This is a genomic window from Sporosarcina sp. P3, assembly GCF_002743415.1.
Taxonomy (GTDB): Bacteria; Bacillota; Bacilli; order Bacillales_A; family Planococcaceae; genus Sporosarcina; species Sporosarcina ureae_A.
Genome location: NZ_PDZE01000003.1, coordinates 318251 through 338165 on the forward strand (window position 1 = coordinate 318251; position 19915 = coordinate 338165).

Here is a 19915-nt window from a genome sequence, read left to right on the forward strand (position 1 = left end):
AATCCAGATGCCTGTATTGTATCACTTCGGTTATAGGCCGGCCAAAGCATTCGAATTACTGAAGTCGCTTCCATCATCCATTAGCCAACCTATATTGAGCCTATGACAACAACCAGTATGAGCATAAAAAAGCTATCCAAGACATCACTTGGTGTGTCCAGGATAGCTTTTTTCATTAGACTTTCGCGAGTGAGAATCCTCTACCAAGAATTTCTGAAGCATTCAGGAAGACGACAAATGCCTGAGGTTCTTCCTCTCTTAAGATCTTTTTCAAGTAAATGGCTTCTGCTTGCTCTACCACACACAAGATCATAGTCTTCTCTTGGTTGGAAAATCCCCCCACCGATCGAACCTTAGTCAATCCACGGTCAATCTCCTCTTTGATAATCGTCTGGATCCGTTCTTCATTATCTGTAATAATCAACACTAGTTTAGATTGGGATGTTTGTAACTGCACAAAGTCAATCACTTTACTCGTCACAAAAATCGCCATCATCGCAAATAATGCCAATTCGAGATTAAATACGATAGCAGACGCAATGACAACCAGTCCATCTACGAGTAATTGCGCATACCCACTGGACAAACCTGTATATTTCTTAACAATCTGTGCAACGGTCGCAAGTCCCCCAGTTGACCCATTTCCCCGGTAGACTATACCAAGCCCTACTCCTAACATTATTCCCCCATAAATAGCTGACAATAAAGGGTTGTCAATTGTCGAAGGGATACTAGCTGTCAGCCAAATGGTTAGCGGTACAAAAAATGTGCCCACTAATGTTTTCAGGCTAAAGTCCTTACCAAGAAGAAGAAAACCTATAAAAAATATTGGAATATTGATAAGCCACTGCACAAAAGCAGGTTCAAATCCATACATCTCATACAGGATGGTACTAATTCCAGATACGCCGCCAGCAGCGAGTCTTGCCGGTAAGAAAAATATATTAAATGCTAACCCGACTAAAATAGATCCGATTATAACCCAAGCATATTCTATCAGTAGCTTTTTCTTTGGTGAACGGGTTTTCATTCATAAAACCTCCTATCTTGATGAGCTAAAAGCGCTTTTGCTATTTTACATCAAATAATGAAAGATGAATAGCCTCCCCTTAATTCATAGGCATAATTGATCTCTTCTTTGCATCTACTAGTTCTGATAGTAAATCCACACGGAAGGAAGCGATGTATTGAAATTAACACCGTTTATCGATCAATTGCCTATTCCTCAATATCTTAATCCACTCGAGAGGCATAAATGCTTTTCGTACTATGAAATTGGAATGAAGGAATTCTTCCACGAATTTCATTCCGAGTTGGCACCTACAAAGATCTGGGGATATGAGGGGCAATTCCCTGGTCCGCTAGTCAATGTGAACAGCGGTGAGTGTGCACATATCAAGTGGAAGAATGAACTACCCGATAAACATTTCCTACCAATTGATAGAACGCTTCATGGTTCAAGTGAACATATGCCAGATGTTCGCACAGTGGTGCATTTACACGGAGCAGAAGTGGAGCCTGAAAGTGATGGTCATCCTGAAGCATGGTTTACGAATAACTATCATACAGTAGGTGCAGTATTTGATTCTCCTGTTTATAAGTATAATAATAATCAGCGTGCCGCTACACTTTGGTACCACGATCACGCGGTCGGTATTACTCGTTTGAATGTCTATGCAGGACTGGTCGGAATGTACATCATCCGTGACGAAGAAGAACGCAAACTGAACCTCCCTTCTGGAGCATATGAAATCCCACTCATTATTGCTGACCGAGGATTTAACGAAGATGGTTCTCTATTTTATTCTGATACAACCAATGTAAGACCTGGACCATTACAACCTGGATTGACATTTCCACACCCATCCGTCACACCTGGCGAAGCATTTGAAAACATCACAGTAAATGGTAAAGTATGGCCTTACTTAGAAGTGGAGCCACGAAAATACCGATTCCGCATATTAAACGCCTCGAATGAACGCTTTTACAAAATGAACTTATCGAACGGTCAGAAAATCATACAAATCGGTTCAGATGGTGGATTATTGGAAACGCCTGTATATATGGATGAGTTAACAATTGCACCGGCTGAACGAATGGACGTAATTATTGACTTCTCCAAACTAGCACCCGACGATACGATCGTATTAGAGAATACCGCAGCTACACCGTTTGATTTTCCACCGCCAGTAGGCACTCTTCCTGATCCCGAAACTGATGGCCAGATTATGCAGTTCAAGGTGATTGAATCAACGGGACCAGATACAAGCAACGTTCCCGCAGTACTCAGCAACATACCCAAACTACGGGAATGTGACGCTGCTCAAACACGCGACATTACACTCGATGCAGACATTGATGAATATGGTCGTTTAAAGTTCCTGTTTAATAATAAAGGTTTCATGGAACGAATCGACTTCAAGCCTAAACTGAATGATACAGAGATCTGGCGTATCATCAACACGGCTGGTGCAACGCATCCTATACACATCCACTTGATCCAATTCCAGATTCTCGACCGTATCCCGTTTGACGCCCAAGGTTTCACAGCAAATGGGCTACTCAGTTTCACGGGGCCCCCTGTACAACCTGACGTCAATGAACGTGGTTGGAAAGACGTCGTGCAGTCTCCACCTGGGTTTGTGACACGGGTCATTATGCGTTTTGCTCCATTCACCGGTCGATATATGTTACACTGTCATATTTTAGAACACGAAGATCACGATATGATGCGTACTTTCGAAGTAGTAGAGCGAAAATGTGAATGCAAAAATGTTTGCACATGCAAGAAGCATAAACCAGAACGTACATGTGAGTGCAAGAAGAAGTGCACATGTCGTGGCAAGTGTACATGTAAAAAGTCCTGTACTTGTAAGAAAAAGAAATCAAAAGAAGAACGCCGTCATAAAAAGTGTCCTAAGTGCCCGCCTTGCTCTGAGACATATCGATGCGAATGTGAATGAAAGGAAAGAACCCCGCGATAGTTTACTCGCGGGGATTTTTACGCTTCTATCAAGTAATCATAGAGTGTATTTTCTACTGGGTGTTCCATCACCATGTTCATGTGGACTACTGGCAATCGCTTCCCTTTGCCGTCTATCATATAGTCTTCCGCAATACTTTGCTGATCAGGTAGACCTTTACCTAAGTAATAGAAGTCAGTCCCCTCGTCATCATCTTTCTTTACGAATAGATGAATATCTATATTCTTTTCCTTGGCCTGAATAATAGTTTGTACTTCTTTCGATCGTAGTGTTCGATTACTGCGTGTATACCATTTGAATAACTCAGGACTGATGAATTCATCTCCGTAATCTACGCTCGCATCCACTTCTCCATGCTTGTGATACGTGACGAATATAGGACAAGTGCCATGCTTCGTTTTATAACCATACATCGTCGAACTTTCGTCCGCCCGCCAATTCAGCAATTTACATACATCTTTGCGTGAGTATTTGGCATGTAGCGTTAATTTATTTGCGCAGTCGTATAGTTTCGACTTCTCCTTCGCACTACGCAACACGTCTGCGATTAAAAAAATTGCATACGAAGCATGTTTTATACTCTCTTGGATTTTTTCATTAAATGTGAATACTTGGTTATGATCCACCGTAATAATTGCTTGATTTCCATATTTCTTCTGGGTACTTTGTGTGAAAAATGATAAATCATAAATTCTTATGACGGATTCAATCGTATCTTCATCCACTTGACAGCCTGTAGATTTCAGCTCATCGATGAATTCCTCCAGACGAACAGTTCCCTTGGTGAGCAACATCTCAGCTAGCACTACTTCATGAATTCGTTTGCCATTGATCAACTCCATTGAGAACATCGTTAATACCTGACTTTCATACGGTGTAAGCGTTAGTATGAAGTCTTCTTTGGATTTTACTTTCATTAGAAACTCAAAGTAATTATTATACTTACTAACGATGACGACTGGATCAATAGAGTGATGCTCGATAAAGTCATATAGATAAGGCACTCTGCCGATTTTATTTCTCAGGTTCTGATACGCATCTTTCAAGATTTTTAAAGACGTTAAATTACTGCTATTGATCGCATTAAAAATTCGCTTCTGTGCCACTTCCTCAAAATTGATCGTTGAGACCCCTTTAATATAGCTTGTATCTTTCATACTCCGTCGAACATTGTCTTTATTCATCGAACGATCACCAGACAATGCTATAGGGATTAGATAATTATTCGCATAGTTCCCGATGAAATCAATGACCGTAACAAAAGGTTTGTCTTGAGCTTTGCGCAGTCCCCGTCCTAATTGTTGAATGAAAATAATACTAGACTGTGTTTGTCTTAGCATGACTACTTGATTGATACTGGGAATATCTATACCTTCATTGAAAATATCTACAGTCAGTATATAATCAAGTTCTCCATTTTCTAACTGACCGACTCTGTGCATGCGTTCATCATACGAATCATCACCCGTTAATGCGGCCGTTCTATAACCGCGCAAATTTAGTTCCTTTGATAATTCACGCGCTTCTTCTTTTCGACTACAAAACATCAGGCCTCTTACTTGATCACCAGCATGACTGTAATAAGAAATTTTTTCAATGACATGCTCTACACGTTCATTCGTTACCAATTTAGAAAGAGCTGTGCGGTCACCAATTAGCTCACCGTCTATTTCAAAATCCGTCACGCCAAAATAGTGGAATGGACACAGCATATCTTCTTCGAGTGCTTCCTGAAGACGAATTTCATACGCAATATTATAATCGAAGAGTTCATATATATTAAAATCATCTGTTCGGTCAGGTGTTGCGGTCATCCCCATCAGAAATCGAGGCGTGAAATAATTCATCACACGTAAATAGCTGGCCGCACCCGCTTTATGCACTTCATCTATTAAAATATAGTCAAAGTCTTGCGGATGAAAGTCCCGAAGGTTTTCGGGCTTAGATAATGTTTGGATACTCGCAAACACATACTTCTGATCCGACTGCCGACTGGCGCCGACATACAACCCGAAATCTTCGTTGATTCCCCCGAGTACTCGTTTGAAGTCTTCCATAGCTTTCTTCAAGATTTGCTCCCTATGCACAATGAATAGCATACGTTTCGGTGCAAATTTACGAACATCAAATGCGGATAGGTATGTCTTTCCCGTACCTGTTGCTGAAATAACCAAACCTTTATCCTGACCATTTGCCCGTACAGCTTCAATACTTGCAAGAGCCGCTTGTTGCATTTTATTCGGTGTAATCTCTAATGCCTGCTCAATTGCATTCGTTTGATAGGCAGATGGATGCTCGTATACTTGAACCGCACTTGTCCGATCTGCATGTTCTTGATAAATCGTTTCATAATGTTCAATCCACTTGTCAGTTAATGCATTGGCATCAGACCATACATCTTCAAACTGATCTTTAAAATGATAGACAATCTCCCCATCGCGATGAGACGTCAGTTTCACATTCCACTCATAATTCACTTGTAGCGCATGGGCTGTTAAGTTTGAGCTACCTACAATTAATGAATATTGGTCACCATGTTGGAAGATATAACCTTTTTGAATGAAAACCTTCCTTTTCAGTAAGACGTACGTCTACGTTCGGAATGTTCAGAAGCTCACGAAATACTTTTGGCTGATTGAAGTAAAGGTAAGTAGACGTAATGATTCGACCGTTTACGCCTCGTTTATGTAAATCATAGAATAAGGATTTAAGTGTTGCTAGTCCGCTTTCCGTAATAAATGCTACTGAAAATAAAAATTGTTCACAGTGTCGAAGTTCGTCCTGAAGCGAGGATAGTACTGTCGTATTCTTTGTTGAACTATTCACCAATAGCTCGGGTTTATACCTACCACTCTGTTGATGTTCTTTATTTACAAACCCTTTATGTAACGACGCCTTCAGTTGTCGTATAAAATCTCCCATCGCACAGACACCTCTCTCTTTATGCTATTGATTTTCCAACTCTTCAATCGCTGGTATATCCGCAGGTGCCCATTCCAGCGTATGTAATTGATCTTTTGCAATCCAACGTAATTCTGCATGTTCTGTCGCTATAGGCTTCCCTTCCACAATTTTCGCCATGAATGTTTCTAATCGAACAATGACCTTTTCGTACTCATATGTAGTGTCTTCTACTGGTTCCCCTACAGTAATAGTGCAACCCAATTCTTCTAGAATTTCACGTTGCAACGCTTGCTGTTGTGTTTCCCCCGGTTCTATTTTGCCTCCTGGGAATTCCCAATAATTTGGCAGTGTCATCGTAGGACTACGAAGTGCGGCTAATACTTCACCTTTCTCATTTTCAATCACTGCTCCCACTACATGTACATTTTTCTTCATTTGTTCCGACCTCCATTTTATTACCATCCATTTGGAATCCATTATACCATCAGCCTCTATAAAATGAAGAAGGCTTCCCAAGTTTCACCCTGCATTAAATCAGGAATATTTAACTATGGACTACACCATAATGAAACGAAGTAGTGGTGGGAAATGAAACAAGAGAACTCTTCTATACTTTTACGCATCGCTATTGTGATCACCTACGCAATCATGTTCACAGCTAACGCATTGGCCAATATCCTTCCTCTAAATGGACAAACGACTGGTGAGCTATCGGATAAGTACGGAAATTTATTTACACCGGCAGGATTTACGTTTTCTATTTGGAGTCTGATCTACTTACTGTTATTATTTCATGTCATCTATCAACTTGGATTTTTCTAAAAGAAGAAGAATCCACAACTACTTAGTCAAGTAGGCATATGGTTCTGTATCTCCTCTATATTGAATGCATCGTGAACTTTCTTATCGCATTATGAATATCTGTTACTTTCCGTTATCGTCATGTTACTCATGTTGCTACTATTAATAAAAATCAACACCTTTATATTTAATGCCTCGCTGACTAGAAGAAAAGCATTCTTCATACAGCTTCCGTTCAGCATCTATTTCGGATGGATTACCATCGTTACGATTGCAAATATTACTGCTTGTCTCGTTTCTATTGATTGGGACAGATTAGGTGTATCTGACGTCACACGGACGATGATCATTTTATTCTTCGGAGCTACTATCGTGATTCTAACTACGATCCGACGTCTAGGTATAGCTTATGCACTTGTGCTGATTTGGGCGTATTACGGTATCTATTCCAAACACACTTCAGAAATTAGATTAAATGGGGAGTATCCTTCTATTATCTTATCTATCCTCATCTGTTTGGCTCTCATAACTTTGACCATTGTAATTGTTGTAGTAAAAAACTACGCAGATAAAAAAAGCGCAAAGGAGCAGGCCACGGCCTTTTCCTTTGCGTCAAATAGTTGTGCCATCAGGTTGTGTTATCATACAATACCCAATACTTACATACTACTACAAAAACCTATCGTGATGAACTTAACAGCCTATCCAATCGAGGTTAATTAAATCGTTGCGCTACGAGTCAACGGCACGTTAAACAGCTCAACATAGGCAACCGCCCACCCCATATAAATGGAATGGACGTATGCTTAAACTCTATAAACTTCTACGGTACGGCATATACGTTGGTATTGGTGTATTGATCACAGACAGTGGAATTTCAACTTTTTCACCCATCTGTAATTCATACGGAGAAGGTTTACGATTGGCCGCCAACAATTCATTACGGGAGAGTCCGTATTGGCGTGCAATACTTTCTATTGTGTCCTCGCTATCCGCTTCATGGGTTTTTCTGATTTTCTCAAGCCTGCATGCTGCCTGCTTAAACGTTGGTTGTTTAGAAAGTGGATCAACATAGTCAACAGTCATTTCATTCGCTGATTCCTTTTTATCCAAATTCCCGAAGTGAAATGGCACGAAGAGTAAACCTTCTTGGACAGCATCACCTATCCTCGCGGGTACTTCGATTTCCCCACGGGGTGAAGTGACACGTACAACTTCGCCTTCGATAATATTTAGGCGCTCCGCATCTTTTTTATTTACTTCAACATAACCATGCTGGGCTGCCATATGCAACATGGGTGAACGACCTGTTTTAGTCCGGGTGTGCCAGTGCCAGACAAGCCTTCCTGTCGTAAGCCACATCGGATACTCATCCGTAGGTTGCTCGTATGCGGGAAGATGTACCGTCGGATGGAGAATCGCCTTTCCTTCTGCACCTATATCTTCAAATTCTTCTCTCGTAAAGGCACGTCCTGTAAATTGGTCTTTTCCATACGTCTGCGCATCATCCACTTTCGTGTGGAAGTTGAAGTCCGAATACAATCTGGTTGTTCCTTCTGAATCTTCAGTAGGCGCTGGCCAACGCATACCATTCAGCTTCTGCAATTTCTCATACGTCATTCCTGTCATATCACACGGACGTCCTTTGGATACCTTCTTGAATTCCTCAAAGCATTCTTCTGTCGTAGAGTACTGAATGAGCGGATTACCGTCACGATCTTTGAACTCCATTCTTTTTGCGAAGTCCAAAAGAATATCAAAATCGGATTTAACATTGTTTGGCGGCTCTACCGCTTTACGCAACAGATTGATTGTCCGGTCTGCATTTTCCATTGTGCCTTCTTTTTCTCCCCACATCGCCACCGGTAACATCACGTCTGCTACAGACGAAGTTTCAGTGAGAAACGGATCTTGAACGACGACAAATGTCTTACTCAAAGCCTTTTGCACGCGTTTTCTATTTGGAAGTGATACTAATGGATTTGTACCAATATTCCAAAATAGACCAATTTTATCTTCTTCGATCAAGCCAATAATATCTTCGATTCCTTTTTCGGGACCTGCCGGTAAATCCTCTTCATTTAGGTTCCACAACTCGGCCATTTGCTGAATATGCAATGGATTCATTGGGTTCCTGTGTGCGGGATATGTACCTACTCCCCCTGCGGTACGATTCGCTGAGGAACTGGGCTGTCCAGCCATGTGAAGTGGTCCACTACCGGGTTTACCAATCAGACCTCGAATCAAATGCATGTTATTTATTGCTACACAGGCAGTCGTCGCTTCGGCACTTTGAAAGACTCCTTGTAAAGTAGTTGTGACTAGGGAAGATGTCTCGCCTATCACGTCTATTGCAGTGAGGATATCGGATTCTGAGATACCCGTTGCCTCAGCTGTTTTTTCTACAGTCCATTCTTCAACGGATGATTTCATCTTCTCGTACCCGACGGTATACTTCTCTACAAATTCTTTATCAATCTGGCCATTTTTGATTAACTGGCGTATGATGCCATTGAAAAGCGGTACATTAGATGCAGGCTTCAATTGTAAGTGTAGATCTGCCTCTTTCGCCGTTAATGTCTCGCGTGGATCGATCACAATCAGATAAGGCTTACCTGTACGCTTCTTCCGATCCATCACTCGTTCAAAAAACACAGTTCCTGTCTCGGCAGGATTATGACCAAATAAAATTAATGTGTCGGTCTCATCTATATCATCAAATGATGCAGGTGCTCCATCTGCACCAAACGATTGCAGTAAACAAAACTCTGTGGTGGCTGTGCATAGTCTAGTATTTGCATCAAGCAAATGCGTTTGGAGACCTGCCCGTCCAATTTTTGCTGTTGTATAGTAATCTTCTAAAAATCCTTGTCCCGTAGAATAAATGCTGACACTATTGTTACCCTTTTCTTCAATAGATTCTTTCGCTTTTCGTGCGATCAGACTCATCGCCTCATCCCAGGACGCAGCCTGCAATTCTCCTTTGTCATCGCGAATCATTGGGGTCAGTAGTCGGTCGGGCGCATTATTGGCATGCCATTGATTTTCACCTTTGGGGCCTAGTCTACCACGGTTGATTGGATGATCTCCATTCCCCTTGATCCCTACGATTTGGTCATCTTTTACGCCAATATAGCAACCACATCCAATTGAACAGATATTACAAGTGCTGTATACCCATTCTTCAACTTCTCCTTGACTGTAAATATTCTGGTCAATTCGTTCTTTTTCCCAAGCCAATCATCATCCCTCCTGTCAATTATGCGGGTAAGTAAAAAGTAGGTATGACATACTTGACTGCCTCTTCACCATAAATCTCCTGGATTTTTTCAGCCGCAGTGCTAAGTAATGCTTTTATCTGTCCCATCTTCGGTTCCACTTCTGACGCAATTGCCTTTGAGGGCAATTCCATCCACTCTACTGCTCTAATCCATGATGCAGAAAATGAAGTAGCTACCTCATTCGCATGGTAGACGACTGAACATTCCTGCTTAAATGAATCGAAGGATGGTTCCCCATCCTGCTGTTTGAACACCTTAAGAATCACTGAAAGCATCTCTTGCTGCACGTTCAACTCCTTTTGCAATAAAGTGAGCAATGGGTGATCATAAGGTTCCGCTTCTTTAAGTACTTGTTTGGTTAAGTCTGAGGCACGAAAAAAAAGCTGTTGCAAATCAGTCGACAAAGTCACTCACTCCTTTTTTCACAATTACTATTCTATTTACCTTTCCTACTACACACTAAACTTGCTCTGACAATTTTGAATGACGTTTAATCGTAATTTAATATGTTAACTAATGTAGTAATACTCTATATTCATCTCAGACATCACGCATATATCTTGTAGTTCCACGATTCGTTACGGACCATCTTCTATATTAACAATAGACTGACCTCTAAACTTAATTGGATATTGACTCTTTTTAAAGTACCAGATTCCCTTTATTCTAAATTTACTACTTTTATACGTGAGGAAGGTTTAGGCCATGCAAAAAACACAGAGCTTACCAACACAACGTACGAAGACGTTTGATCTAATACTGACGTCCATGCTTGCATCACTTGTGTTCGTCGCAACTCTTTTACTCAATATTAAACTCCCCCTTGGAAACGGTGGATTAATCCATCTTGGCACTGCCATGTTGTTCATTGTCTCTATATTATTCGGACCGAAGAAAGGTATGATCGCAGGAGCCGTTGGAATGGGGTTGTTCGATCTCGTCAGTGGATGGGCTTTATGGGCACCCATCACGATCTTGACACGTGGTTTGCAAGGCTATATCGTAGGGAAAATTGCTTGGTCAAACGGGCGTAAAGGAACAAGTTTTACATTCAATCTACTCGCAATGCTCGCATCCATACCATTCACAATTGCTGGCTATTATGTAGGTGAAAGCATTCTCTACAACAGTTTAATCATCCCACTCGCATCCATTCCAGGTGATCTAATCCAATGTGCAGTAGGTATCGCCATTGCTATACCGGTTTGTGCGATGTTGAAGAAAGTTTCTATGTTTAAATAAATGTCAAGTTCACAATAGAAGGTAATTTGAACTCCTTCAATACACCGCTTATACAAAAGAGTACAAAAAATGCTCTACTACGATATATTTCGTAGTAGAGCATTTTACATTCTTTCTATTAGTTATGAACTGTTTCTTTCTCTAGCTCATTTTCAGTTAACTTCAATATTTTAGAAGTAGAAGCATGCATGTCTTTCAATAATTCAGGGTGCTCTGCTAATGCTTTTCCATATGAAGGAATCATTTCTTTCAACTTCGGCTCCCAATCACTTACTTGTCCCGGGAAGCACTTGTTAATAAGATCCAACATAACTGCTACTGCAGTTGATGCCCCAGGAGAAGCTCCTAGCAATGCGGCAATGGAACCGTCCTGATCCGTTACAAGCTCTGTACCAAATTGAAGCGTACCTTTGCTGTCTGGAGTATCCTTGATGACTTGTACACGTTGACCCGCAGTCCACAGATCCCAATCTTCACTTTTCGCGTCAGGAATAAACTCACGCAGTTCATTGATACGTTGTTCTTTTGTTTGGACTACTTGTTCTACCAAGTACTTAGTCAACGACAGATTTTTTGCACCACATGCAAGCATCGTCGTAAGGTTATTTGGTTTCACAGAACCAATCAGGTCCATCATCGATCCTTCTTTTAAGAACTTCGGTGTGAAGCCCGCGAATGGTCCGAATAGCAAGGACTTCTCGCCATCAATATAACGAGTATCCAAGTGCGGAACCGACATCGGTGGTGCACCGACTTTTGCTTTTCCGTATACTTTCGCGTGATGTTTTGCAATTACTTCTGGATTTTTACAAACCATGAAGACACCACTGATCGGGAATCCACCGATATGCTTACTTTCAGGTATACCTGTTTTCTGTAACAGTGGAAGACTTCCGCCTCCGCCACCAATGAAAACAAATTTAGTTTTATGGAATTCAAGCTTTCCATCTTTATTATTTTTTATTCTTAATTCCCATTCGCCATCACTTGTACGTTTAATATCTTCCACTTGATGACCGTAGTTTACATCAACGCCCACTTTTTGCATATGCTCAATTAACATACGAGTCAATGCGCCAAAGTTTACGTCTGTACCTGTGTCGATTTTTGTTGCAGCAATTGCTTCATCAACAGTACGGTCTTTCATGATCAATGGAATCCATTCTTTTAGTTTTTCCGGATCTTCGGAAAACTCCATTCCTTGGAATAGTGGATTTGCTGTCATCGCTTCAAAGCGTTTCTTCAGATACTCCACATTGTCTTCGCCTTGTACAAGACTCATGTGAGGCAATGGCATAATAAATTGTTCAGGATTTTCAATCAATTTTTTCTCTACTAGATGGGCCCAAAACTGCATAGATAATTGAAACTGTTCATTAACTTTAACCGCTTTTGCGATATCTACCGTCCCATCCGGTCTTTCGGAAGTATAGTTCAGTTCACACAATGCTGCGTGTCCTGTCCCCGCATTATTCATCTCATGCGAGCTCTCTTCCCCTGCCTTATCTAGTTTCTCGAATAACGAGATATTCCAGTCAGGCGCTAATTCTTTAAGCATTGTTCCTAGCGTTGCACTCATAATTCCGGCACCAATTAATATAACATCTGATTTAGTTTGTCTATTACTCATTTTGACCTTCCTTATATGTGAAATTTACAGAAACGTAAATGTTCCTAAATAAGGCGTCACAGCATACATGGCGCGTACTAGGAGCACTTTATTCTGTCTTAGTTTAACCATACATCTACTACCATCTTTTCTATTATACATCAAATATAACTAGGTTTAAAGGGACATGTTTATTTATCAGGATTAAGCTTGTAATGTGACGAATTTTCAAGTTACTTGGCGGATTGGATTCAATTATTAACTATTTCACGTCAATAAATCTTCCGATATCACTTTGAATCCTTCAATTATTGTATCTTCTTCTACTTCAATCAAAATACATTGCTTGCCGTCATAGTTCACCTGTTTCACATACTTTAAGTCTTGTGGACTGATTGATATATTTGCTACTTTCGTTTCGATCTTAATTGATTTCGACGTATAACTTGGAACGATGTGAGTAGCTTTCATTTCATAAGAAGTATCATCCACTATAGTCTGAAAAGCCGTTTCTACAGACTCCGTATTCACGTAGTCGACACCGCTCATTTTCAATACACGCTCTACTTGCTTCGCATCGATTGCTGGCGGCTCTTCCGGTTCTTCCTCTTCTTCATCCGTCACAGTTAATCGGTAGATGGCTTCATATACATTCCCTAGTGTTTCCGTGTCTACTTCACCACCGACTACTTGTTTAACGATCTCCTCAAAAACAGCCTTATCGTCTGCAGCAGTAACCACTTCTTCTCCATTCAATACATTCTCTATGAACGCATAATCTGGCTTGTTCACTTTACCCGCAGCATATAGCACATGATTGACATCAGCCGAATTGTCTGTAAAGCAAGGGAATAAAAAGCCACCTATTGGTGACGCAAGATTAATGATTGGATCAAGCATTGGATTCGATTTGAATTCACGCTCCTGGAAATCAAAAACAATGGAGCGCTTCGGCAAGTCCGTATGATTCATACTACATAGAATAAACGGCGTCGTAAATACTTCATCCCGCATATCAATTTCTGTCTCTTCACTGTTACGCTTGGTTTTCTTAAAGTAGTTTCCGCGAATAAATGTCACGACGAGATCTTTTTCATATTGCACATCTTTTACCATTTTGATGGCTAAGTGTTGCATCTCTTCTTTCCATTCTTCAGCTTCTTCTGCATGCAATCCTTCATACAAAATTTTTTGTGCGTGATTTTCATTATTCTCTTCACTTTGACGTTCGAACTTCACTTCAAATAACTTCATGCCTAGTTTACCACCTAGCACCTTTTTGAAATTCGTCATGAACAGTTCTTGTTGCTCACGATCAAGTAAAGCAAATGCCTGACTTTCCTCATGGTAAATCTCACTGCTTTCCTGCCTAATGTAGGCATGGTAAATATCAGTGATAGTCAAAAGATCTGTATCTAATTTAAATCGTTTACGGATATCCGCAATATCATTTTTATTCATTTCCCGTTCCCACTTCCTCACTGATTTAACTATACGTACTGGCTACGTTAAATGATTTAACTATACACACATATAAAAACTTAAAGAATTTACACATAATTCTCCGATATTCGGGTACACAATGGAGTGAGAATAAAAAACTAGACAAAAGGTAGTGATTTTATGTCAGAAAAATTATTTACATCCACAGCAACTGCGAAGGGAGGAAGAGAAGGTCATGTAGTATCCTCTGACCAAGTAGTCGAATTCGATACGGCAATGCCAGGAACAAAAAGAGCGAAAGAATTAGAGAACTCTACCAACCCTGAGCAATTATTCGCTGCAGGCTATGCAGCTTGTTTCGACGGTGCACTTCAACTCGTTGCAAGCAAGGAACGCGTGAAGTTTTCATCAGAAGTCACAGCAAACGTTAGCTTGTGCAAAGATGAATCAGACGGTGGTTTCAAGCTAGAAGTTGAGTTACAAGTGAGTGGTACAGACATCGAAAAGGCTCAACTAGAAGAGCTAGTAGAAAAAGCACACCACGTCTGCCCGTATTCCAAAGCAACTAGAGGCAATATTGAAGTGACGTTAACAGTACGTTAATTCTACACTTTAACCATAGCGCTACAGGCTGTGCTGGAAGTCGTAATTATACGACCTCTCGCACAGCTTTTTAATTTGGTAGAAGATATTTTCTACTTCTTCAAACCCTCAATTAATTCCACGATCGCAGCAGAAGTCTGCATGATCTGTTCTTCATTCGATATAGTCGCTTCACCGTCACCCTTTTGTTTACCGTAATCACCAAAACCTGCATGATTACCGCCCTCTATTTCGATGAACTTTGCATCACTTGGCATACTAGATTTGGCCTCTTGAATAGCTTTCGCGTCCGCTACTTCATCCTGACTCGCCCAAATCGACAAAATATCCACCGTTGCCTCACTTAAATCTGTATGACTTCCAGGATAAGAAGCTAGCAACACGAGCGCGGAAATCTTTTCATGGCGAGACGCGTAATCCGATGCCGTCACACCGCCTAAAGAATGACCTCCTATTAACCATGTATCTATTTCGGGATGATTACGTATTATCTTATCCGCTCGGTCAGGTGAGAAGATGGCCATCTTGAGCGGTAGGTGAGGAATAATTACCGTATAACCTTGTTTGGCAATTTTCTTAGCCAGCGGTGCGTATGCTTCAGCTTCTACTTTTGCACCTTGGTAGAATATCAGACCTATATTATTCTTATTTGCAGTAGATTTAAACACTAGCTCTTTGCCATTCTCAACAATTACATCTGAGTCTGACTGTAAATTTTCTTCTGCGTAAGACTGCGCCGAGTAATAAGAATTAGCGAATATAAAGAACCCAACTGCAATCATTAACAGGAAAATAGCTAGCCCAACGAACAACTTGAATTTCCATGTCCTCTTTTGTTTCATACTTGATCCTCATTCCAATTTATTTCTTCACGATATCAATGAAATGCTTTAATACTCTAGCCGTCAATCCCCAAACTGTATAATTACCATACTCATAAAACCATTCTTCCAGCGAATGACTTCTAAATTTATACTGGTCTCCATTCATAATCTTTTCAAATGGGAAGTTTTTAGGCGGTGCTGTTTCGATGGCTACCGTATGCATGTACGGCTCGTGATCCACAAGCCACTTAAGTGGAATTGAAAATACCTCCTCCACCTCGTCTTTATTGTAGCTCCGAATAATTTCATGATAATCCACAACTGCTACAAACGGATAGACGACAAATGAAGGCGACGCAACATACGGGCTTAACTCTCCTACCATCTGTACCGTCTTCGGATCAATTCCGAGCTCTTCTTGCGTCTCCCGCAAAGCTGCTTCCATAGGAGATGCATCAGTTATATCAATTTTGCCACCAGGAAAACTAATGTCGCCCGGCTGTTTTCTCATCGTGAGGGCACGCACCTCAAACAGCACATGCCATTCCCCTTCCGCTTTCACTAACGGAATAATTACTGCGGAACGGAATGCAGTATCTTCTCCAATGAATAAAGATTTATTTTCATACAATTTATTTTGCAGTCGATCCAAGTCCATGAAGTCCCCCACCTCATCGTTTTATCCTATCGTATCATTACTAGACGAATCGTTAAAGAAATTAAAAGGAGCTACCCTGTAAGAGCAACTCCTCATTCAATCTATATACGTTAACGCTTCACTAATTTGCCCTGCACTACATAGCGTTTATCTTTACTATTCACAGAGTTATTGCAAGTCGATAAAGTCACAATCCGGTCATCCGGCCCTACTTCCACTGGCATATCAATCAAAGAACGTGATTGCACTTCTTCTAGAAACTCTGAAAATTGTTCATCCGTCTGAAAATCTGTCTCAATATAATAAAAGTCAATCGTCGTTTCATAGGCTGCAAACACTTCCACATCATACCCTTCATATAATGTATCGATATAAATAACGGAATGTTCGTCTGCATAGTCTTGATCGCCAAATTTCTTCAAGCTACCAAACATCGTATCGTTTCTCATTGCATGCCCGTAGAGGACCGTGTTATGGCTCATATCCGTAATATCATTTCGATAGTCCATGAAGACACTGCCCGCGCGACTACTTTCCCGTGTGAAGTTACGATTTAAATAAAACTCGTTATCTTCAGCCTGCAAGATCGGGTTATGCAAATTGGTACCTTCTACTGAAATCCAGCCCACTATATCTTGATTCACTTTATGTAATTCTTCAAACTGGGGTCGCATCGAATCGTCTTCCAAGAGTTCTTCTTTAACGTCTCCCGTTACCGCAACCTGGGCTGTGCTTTCCAACGCTGTCTTATACATTTGTTGCGTTTCCTTCAATGAGCTGGCTGATTCCACGTATGTATATACATACTGCACGAGTAAATAGCCTGAATAGAGAAAGACTGTCAAATAAACGAAAGGCATCAGTTTCGACAGGCGTTTTTTCATCAGCTTACCTCCTAAATACCAAGTGACATCATATAAAGACCTAATTCGTCATCTTCCTTGAAGACAGCGTTGACTCCATATACTTCTTTGATGACATCCTTTGTAATGACTTCTCGTGGCGGACCTTCTGCAATGACTCGACCGTTCTTCATCATAATAATCTCATCACTATAACGAATCGCCTGGTTGATATCATGCAACACCATGACAATCGTCAATCCATAGTTTTCGTTAAGTGATTTTACAAGCTCCAATAATTCAATCTGATAATAAATATCCAAATACGTTGTAGGCTCATCGAGGCACAGTATTTCTGACTGCTGTGCTAGTGCCATCGCAATCCATACACGCTGACGCTCTCCACCCGACAATGCCTCTAAGTCTTTATAGCGCTTGTCTGTCAGGTTCGTCACAGACAATGCCCAATCTATAGCCTTGCGATCCTCTTCTTGGTTACGTTGCAATAGAGTTTTATGAGGCAATCGGCCAAAACCGACTAGTTTTTCAATCGTCAAATCTTTTGGCACTTCATTCTGCTGATAAACAATTGCTAATTTCTTCGCAAACTCTTTCGGTTTAAACATTGCTAAATCACGATTCTCTAATGATGCCATTCCCGATTTCGGCATATTACCGCGTGATAGCACACTTAGTAATGTCGATTTCCCACAACCATTCGGCCCGATAATCGTCGTCACTTTCCCTTTAGAAATAGACGTCGAGACATCATCCAAATGATTGGTTATATTATCATGCGATACAATAATGCGCTTCATTTCCATAACAGATCACTCTTTTCGCAGTAAGAATATTAAGAACGGCCCGCCAATGATCGCCATCAACGTCGAGGCAGGTATTTCAAGCGGCGCTACAATTGTTCTACCGAGCGTGTCTGCTAGCAAGATAATTAACGCTCCTAAAAGCGCTGTGAACGGTATGAGCACTTTGTGGTCATAGCCTACTAATCTACGGGCAATATGTGGTACAAGTAATCCAACAAATGAAATCACACCCGCAACTACAACCGAAATCGCTGCCAATAAAACGGCTACCGCCGCGATGAGTAAACGGGCACGCGCAACATGGAAGCCAATACTTTTTGCCGTCTTATCTTGCAACACCAATAAGTTACACCAGCTGTACAACGCGAATGCCAGCACTAATCCGATCGTTCCATATGTTGCAATTGTAGAGACATCACTCCACGTACGCATCGTTAAATTCGAACCAATCACACTTGAGGCTGAGACGTTCAATGAGCCACCAAAGCTGATGAACGCTTCAGTGAGACCTGTGAACATCGCATTGATCGCGATTCCCACAAGTATTAATTTTAACGGGCTGAGACCTGATTTCCACGACAATGCAAAGACGAGAAAACAAGCGAAAGCCCCACCCATAAATGCAAATAAAGGCGTCATGAAAAAGAGCGCCGGAAAGAACGAAATAATGAATAACTGTACGAATGCAGCACCAGAAGATATTCCAATAATTCCTGCATCTGCAAGAGGATTACGCATTACAGACTGCAACAAGACACCGGAAACCGACAGCGCTGCGCCTGCAAAAATTGCCACAATCATTCGTGGAAAGCGCAAGTCCCGAATGGCTTCCATCTGACTGTTACCCTGTTCAAAGAGCGCACCGAAAAATTCAAAGAATCCCATTTTAATACTTCCTGTCGTAGCCGAATAGACGATGGTTACAACTAGCAGCAGGGATACCATTACATAACTTGCAATTCTTTTTCTCATGACGGCCTTCCTTTACACACGAAATTCATCGAATTATCGATAGAAAATCTTCATTAGCTCACTTAATGCTTCAGGTACTTGCAATGAAGCGGTTGTGCCAAATAACTCTTCTTCTAGATCATATACTTTACCATTTTTCACCGCATCGAAATGCTTCCATACATCATTTGTTTGGAACTCTTCATTGAACATTTCCACGACTTCATCTGGCATACCGTGTGATAAACGCAAGATAATATCCGGATTACTATTATGCAGATACTCCGTGTTAGACGATAAGTATTCAGGATCCTGACCTTCCATGACATTGGTTCCACCTGCACGTTTTACGAGGTCACCCGCATAGGAGTTTTCCGTCGCGACTAAGTAACTGCCTGGGATACCTAATAATATTAATACACTTGGTCCTTTGCGATTCGCCGCCACGACTTCGGCAGCTTCAATCTTTTTCTGTAAGTCCCCTACTAATTTATCTGCTTGAATAGTACGATCATAGCGTTCTCCAAGACCTTGAATTTCTTGTATCATCGAATCCACGCTTTGGAAATTTAAAAATGTTGCGGGGATATTCAATTGTTCAAAGCCGGCTTCAAGGTCATATTCTAGTGTAGAAACAGATAAAAAATCTGTTGGGTCCATTGATTTCACAATTTCCATGTCGGGCGTCATGGCATTTCCAATAGTCGGAAGCCCATCAAACCGGCTCGCCAATTTCTTTTCTGTTTCAGGAATAGCGATCGCATCTAGGTCTAGCTTATCTAAAATATCTGCGATAACAACAGTACCCGCAATAATTCGTTGATCATTTGTTTCTACGGTCTCACTTTTCTCTGCGGTATCTGCTGAAACGGCTTTTTCTTCTTTATCATTGCCGCATCCTGCGATTATAGCTGCTGTTGCGATTACCAACATCAGCCATACATATCTC

At 41.0% G+C, this 19915-nt stretch carries 16 protein-coding genes and 1 pseudogene; 4 read left to right on the forward strand and 13 right to left on the reverse strand.

Going from position 1 to position 19915, the window contains the following annotated elements:
- Positions 1 to 175: 175 nt before the first annotated feature.
- Entirely contained in the window at positions 176 to 1030 is an 855-nt protein-coding gene (locus CSV61_RS05880) for a YitT family protein (RefSeq protein ID WP_099638431.1), read from the reverse strand.
- Between the two features lie 157 nt (positions 1031 to 1187).
- Between CSV61_RS05880 and CSV61_RS05885 the strand changes: the two genes are divergently transcribed.
- Positions 1188 to 2963, forward strand: a complete 1776-nt coding sequence (locus CSV61_RS05885) for a multicopper oxidase family protein (protein ID WP_099638432.1) — start codon at positions 1188 to 1190, stop codon at positions 2961 to 2963.
- A 38-nt stretch (positions 2964 to 3001) separates the two neighbouring features.
- Here the strand turns inward: CSV61_RS05885 and CSV61_RS05890 are convergent.
- Positions 3002 to 5906, reverse strand: a pseudogene (locus tag CSV61_RS05890) (DEAD/DEAH box helicase).
- A 24-nt stretch (positions 5907 to 5930) separates the two neighbouring features.
- Positions 5931 to 6323 (reverse strand): (deoxy)nucleoside triphosphate pyrophosphohydrolase, encoded by a 393-nt coding sequence (locus CSV61_RS05895; RefSeq protein WP_099638433.1) that lies wholly within the window; start codon positions 6321 to 6323, stop codon positions 5931 to 5933.
- Positions 6324 to 6476: 153 nt separating this feature from the next.
- Between CSV61_RS05895 and CSV61_RS05900 the strand changes: the two genes are divergently transcribed.
- Positions 6477 to 6710, forward strand: coding sequence for a hypothetical protein (locus CSV61_RS05900; protein ID WP_099638434.1), 234 nt, complete (start codon positions 6477 to 6479; stop codon positions 6708 to 6710).
- A gap of 792 nt (positions 6711 to 7502) precedes the next feature.
- On the opposite strand, the gene CSV61_RS05910 is transcribed toward CSV61_RS05900, so the two are convergent.
- Together CSV61_RS05910 and CSV61_RS05915 are read right to left on the reverse strand one after the other, a co-directional pair.
- Positions 7503 to 9929: a molybdopterin-dependent oxidoreductase gene (locus CSV61_RS05910; RefSeq protein ID WP_099638436.1), complete on the reverse strand. Its 2427-nt coding sequence runs from the start codon at positions 9927 to 9929 to the stop codon at positions 7503 to 7505.
- Between the two features lie 19 nt (positions 9930 to 9948).
- Positions 9949 to 10374, reverse strand: a complete 426-nt coding sequence (locus CSV61_RS05915; protein WP_099638437.1) for a hypothetical protein — start codon at positions 10372 to 10374, stop codon at positions 9949 to 9951.
- A gap of 301 nt (positions 10375 to 10675) precedes the next feature.
- Between CSV61_RS05915 and CSV61_RS05920 the strand changes: the two genes are divergently transcribed.
- Positions 10676 to 11212 carry an ECF transporter S component gene (locus CSV61_RS05920; RefSeq protein ID WP_099638438.1) on the forward strand — a complete coding sequence of 179 codons (537 nt, stop codon included), beginning with the start codon at positions 10676 to 10678 and terminating at the stop codon, positions 11210 to 11212.
- Positions 11213 to 11330: 118 nt separating this feature from the next.
- Here the strand turns inward: CSV61_RS05920 and CSV61_RS05925 are convergent, their stop codons facing one another.
- Together CSV61_RS05925 and CSV61_RS05930 are read right to left on the reverse strand one after the other, a co-directional pair.
- Positions 11331 to 12842, reverse strand: coding sequence for a malate:quinone oxidoreductase (locus tag CSV61_RS05925; RefSeq protein ID WP_083034420.1), 1512 nt, complete (start codon positions 12840 to 12842; stop codon positions 11331 to 11333).
- Positions 12843 to 13088: 246 nt separating this feature from the next.
- Positions 13089 to 14282: a DUF4317 domain-containing protein gene (locus tag CSV61_RS05930; RefSeq protein WP_099638439.1), complete on the reverse strand. Its 1194-nt coding sequence runs from the start codon at positions 14280 to 14282 to the stop codon at positions 13089 to 13091.
- Positions 14283 to 14444: 162 nt separating this feature from the next.
- Between CSV61_RS05930 and CSV61_RS05935 the strand changes: the two genes are divergently transcribed.
- Positions 14445 to 14867 carry an organic hydroperoxide resistance protein gene (locus CSV61_RS05935; protein WP_083034422.1) on the forward strand — a complete coding sequence of 141 codons (423 nt, stop codon included), beginning with the start codon at positions 14445 to 14447 and terminating at the stop codon, positions 14865 to 14867.
- A 92-nt stretch (positions 14868 to 14959) separates the two neighbouring features.
- On the opposite strand, the gene CSV61_RS05940 is transcribed toward CSV61_RS05935, so the two are convergent.
- The 6 genes from CSV61_RS05940 to isdE all read right to left on the reverse strand — a co-directional run bounded on the left by CSV61_RS05940 (position 14960) and on the right by isdE (position 19899).
- Complete coding sequence (locus CSV61_RS05940; protein ID WP_099638440.1) at positions 14960 to 15709, reverse strand: alpha/beta hydrolase; 750 nt, start codon at positions 15707 to 15709, stop codon at positions 14960 to 14962.
- Between the two features lie 19 nt (positions 15710 to 15728).
- Positions 15729 to 16349 (reverse strand): NUDIX hydrolase, encoded by a 621-nt coding sequence (locus CSV61_RS05945; protein WP_099638441.1) that lies wholly within the window; start codon positions 16347 to 16349, stop codon positions 15729 to 15731.
- Positions 16350 to 16459: 110 nt separating this feature from the next.
- Entirely contained in the window at positions 16460 to 17233 is a 774-nt protein-coding gene (gene srtB, locus CSV61_RS05950) for a class B sortase (RefSeq protein ID WP_099638442.1), read from the reverse strand.
- A gap of 11 nt (positions 17234 to 17244) precedes the next feature.
- Positions 17245 to 18015, reverse strand: coding sequence for an ABC transporter ATP-binding protein (locus CSV61_RS05955; protein WP_099638443.1), 771 nt, complete (start codon positions 18013 to 18015; stop codon positions 17245 to 17247).
- Positions 18016 to 18021: 6 nt separating this feature from the next.
- Positions 18022 to 18987 carry a FecCD family ABC transporter permease gene (locus CSV61_RS05960; protein ID WP_099638444.1) on the reverse strand — a complete coding sequence of 322 codons (966 nt, stop codon included), beginning with the start codon at positions 18985 to 18987 and terminating at the stop codon, positions 18022 to 18024.
- 33 nt (positions 18988 to 19020) lie between these two features.
- Complete coding sequence (gene isdE, locus CSV61_RS05965) at positions 19021 to 19899, reverse strand: heme ABC transporter substrate-binding protein IsdE (protein WP_099638496.1); 879 nt, start codon at positions 19897 to 19899, stop codon at positions 19021 to 19023.
- Positions 19900 to 19915: the final 16 nt, after the last annotated feature.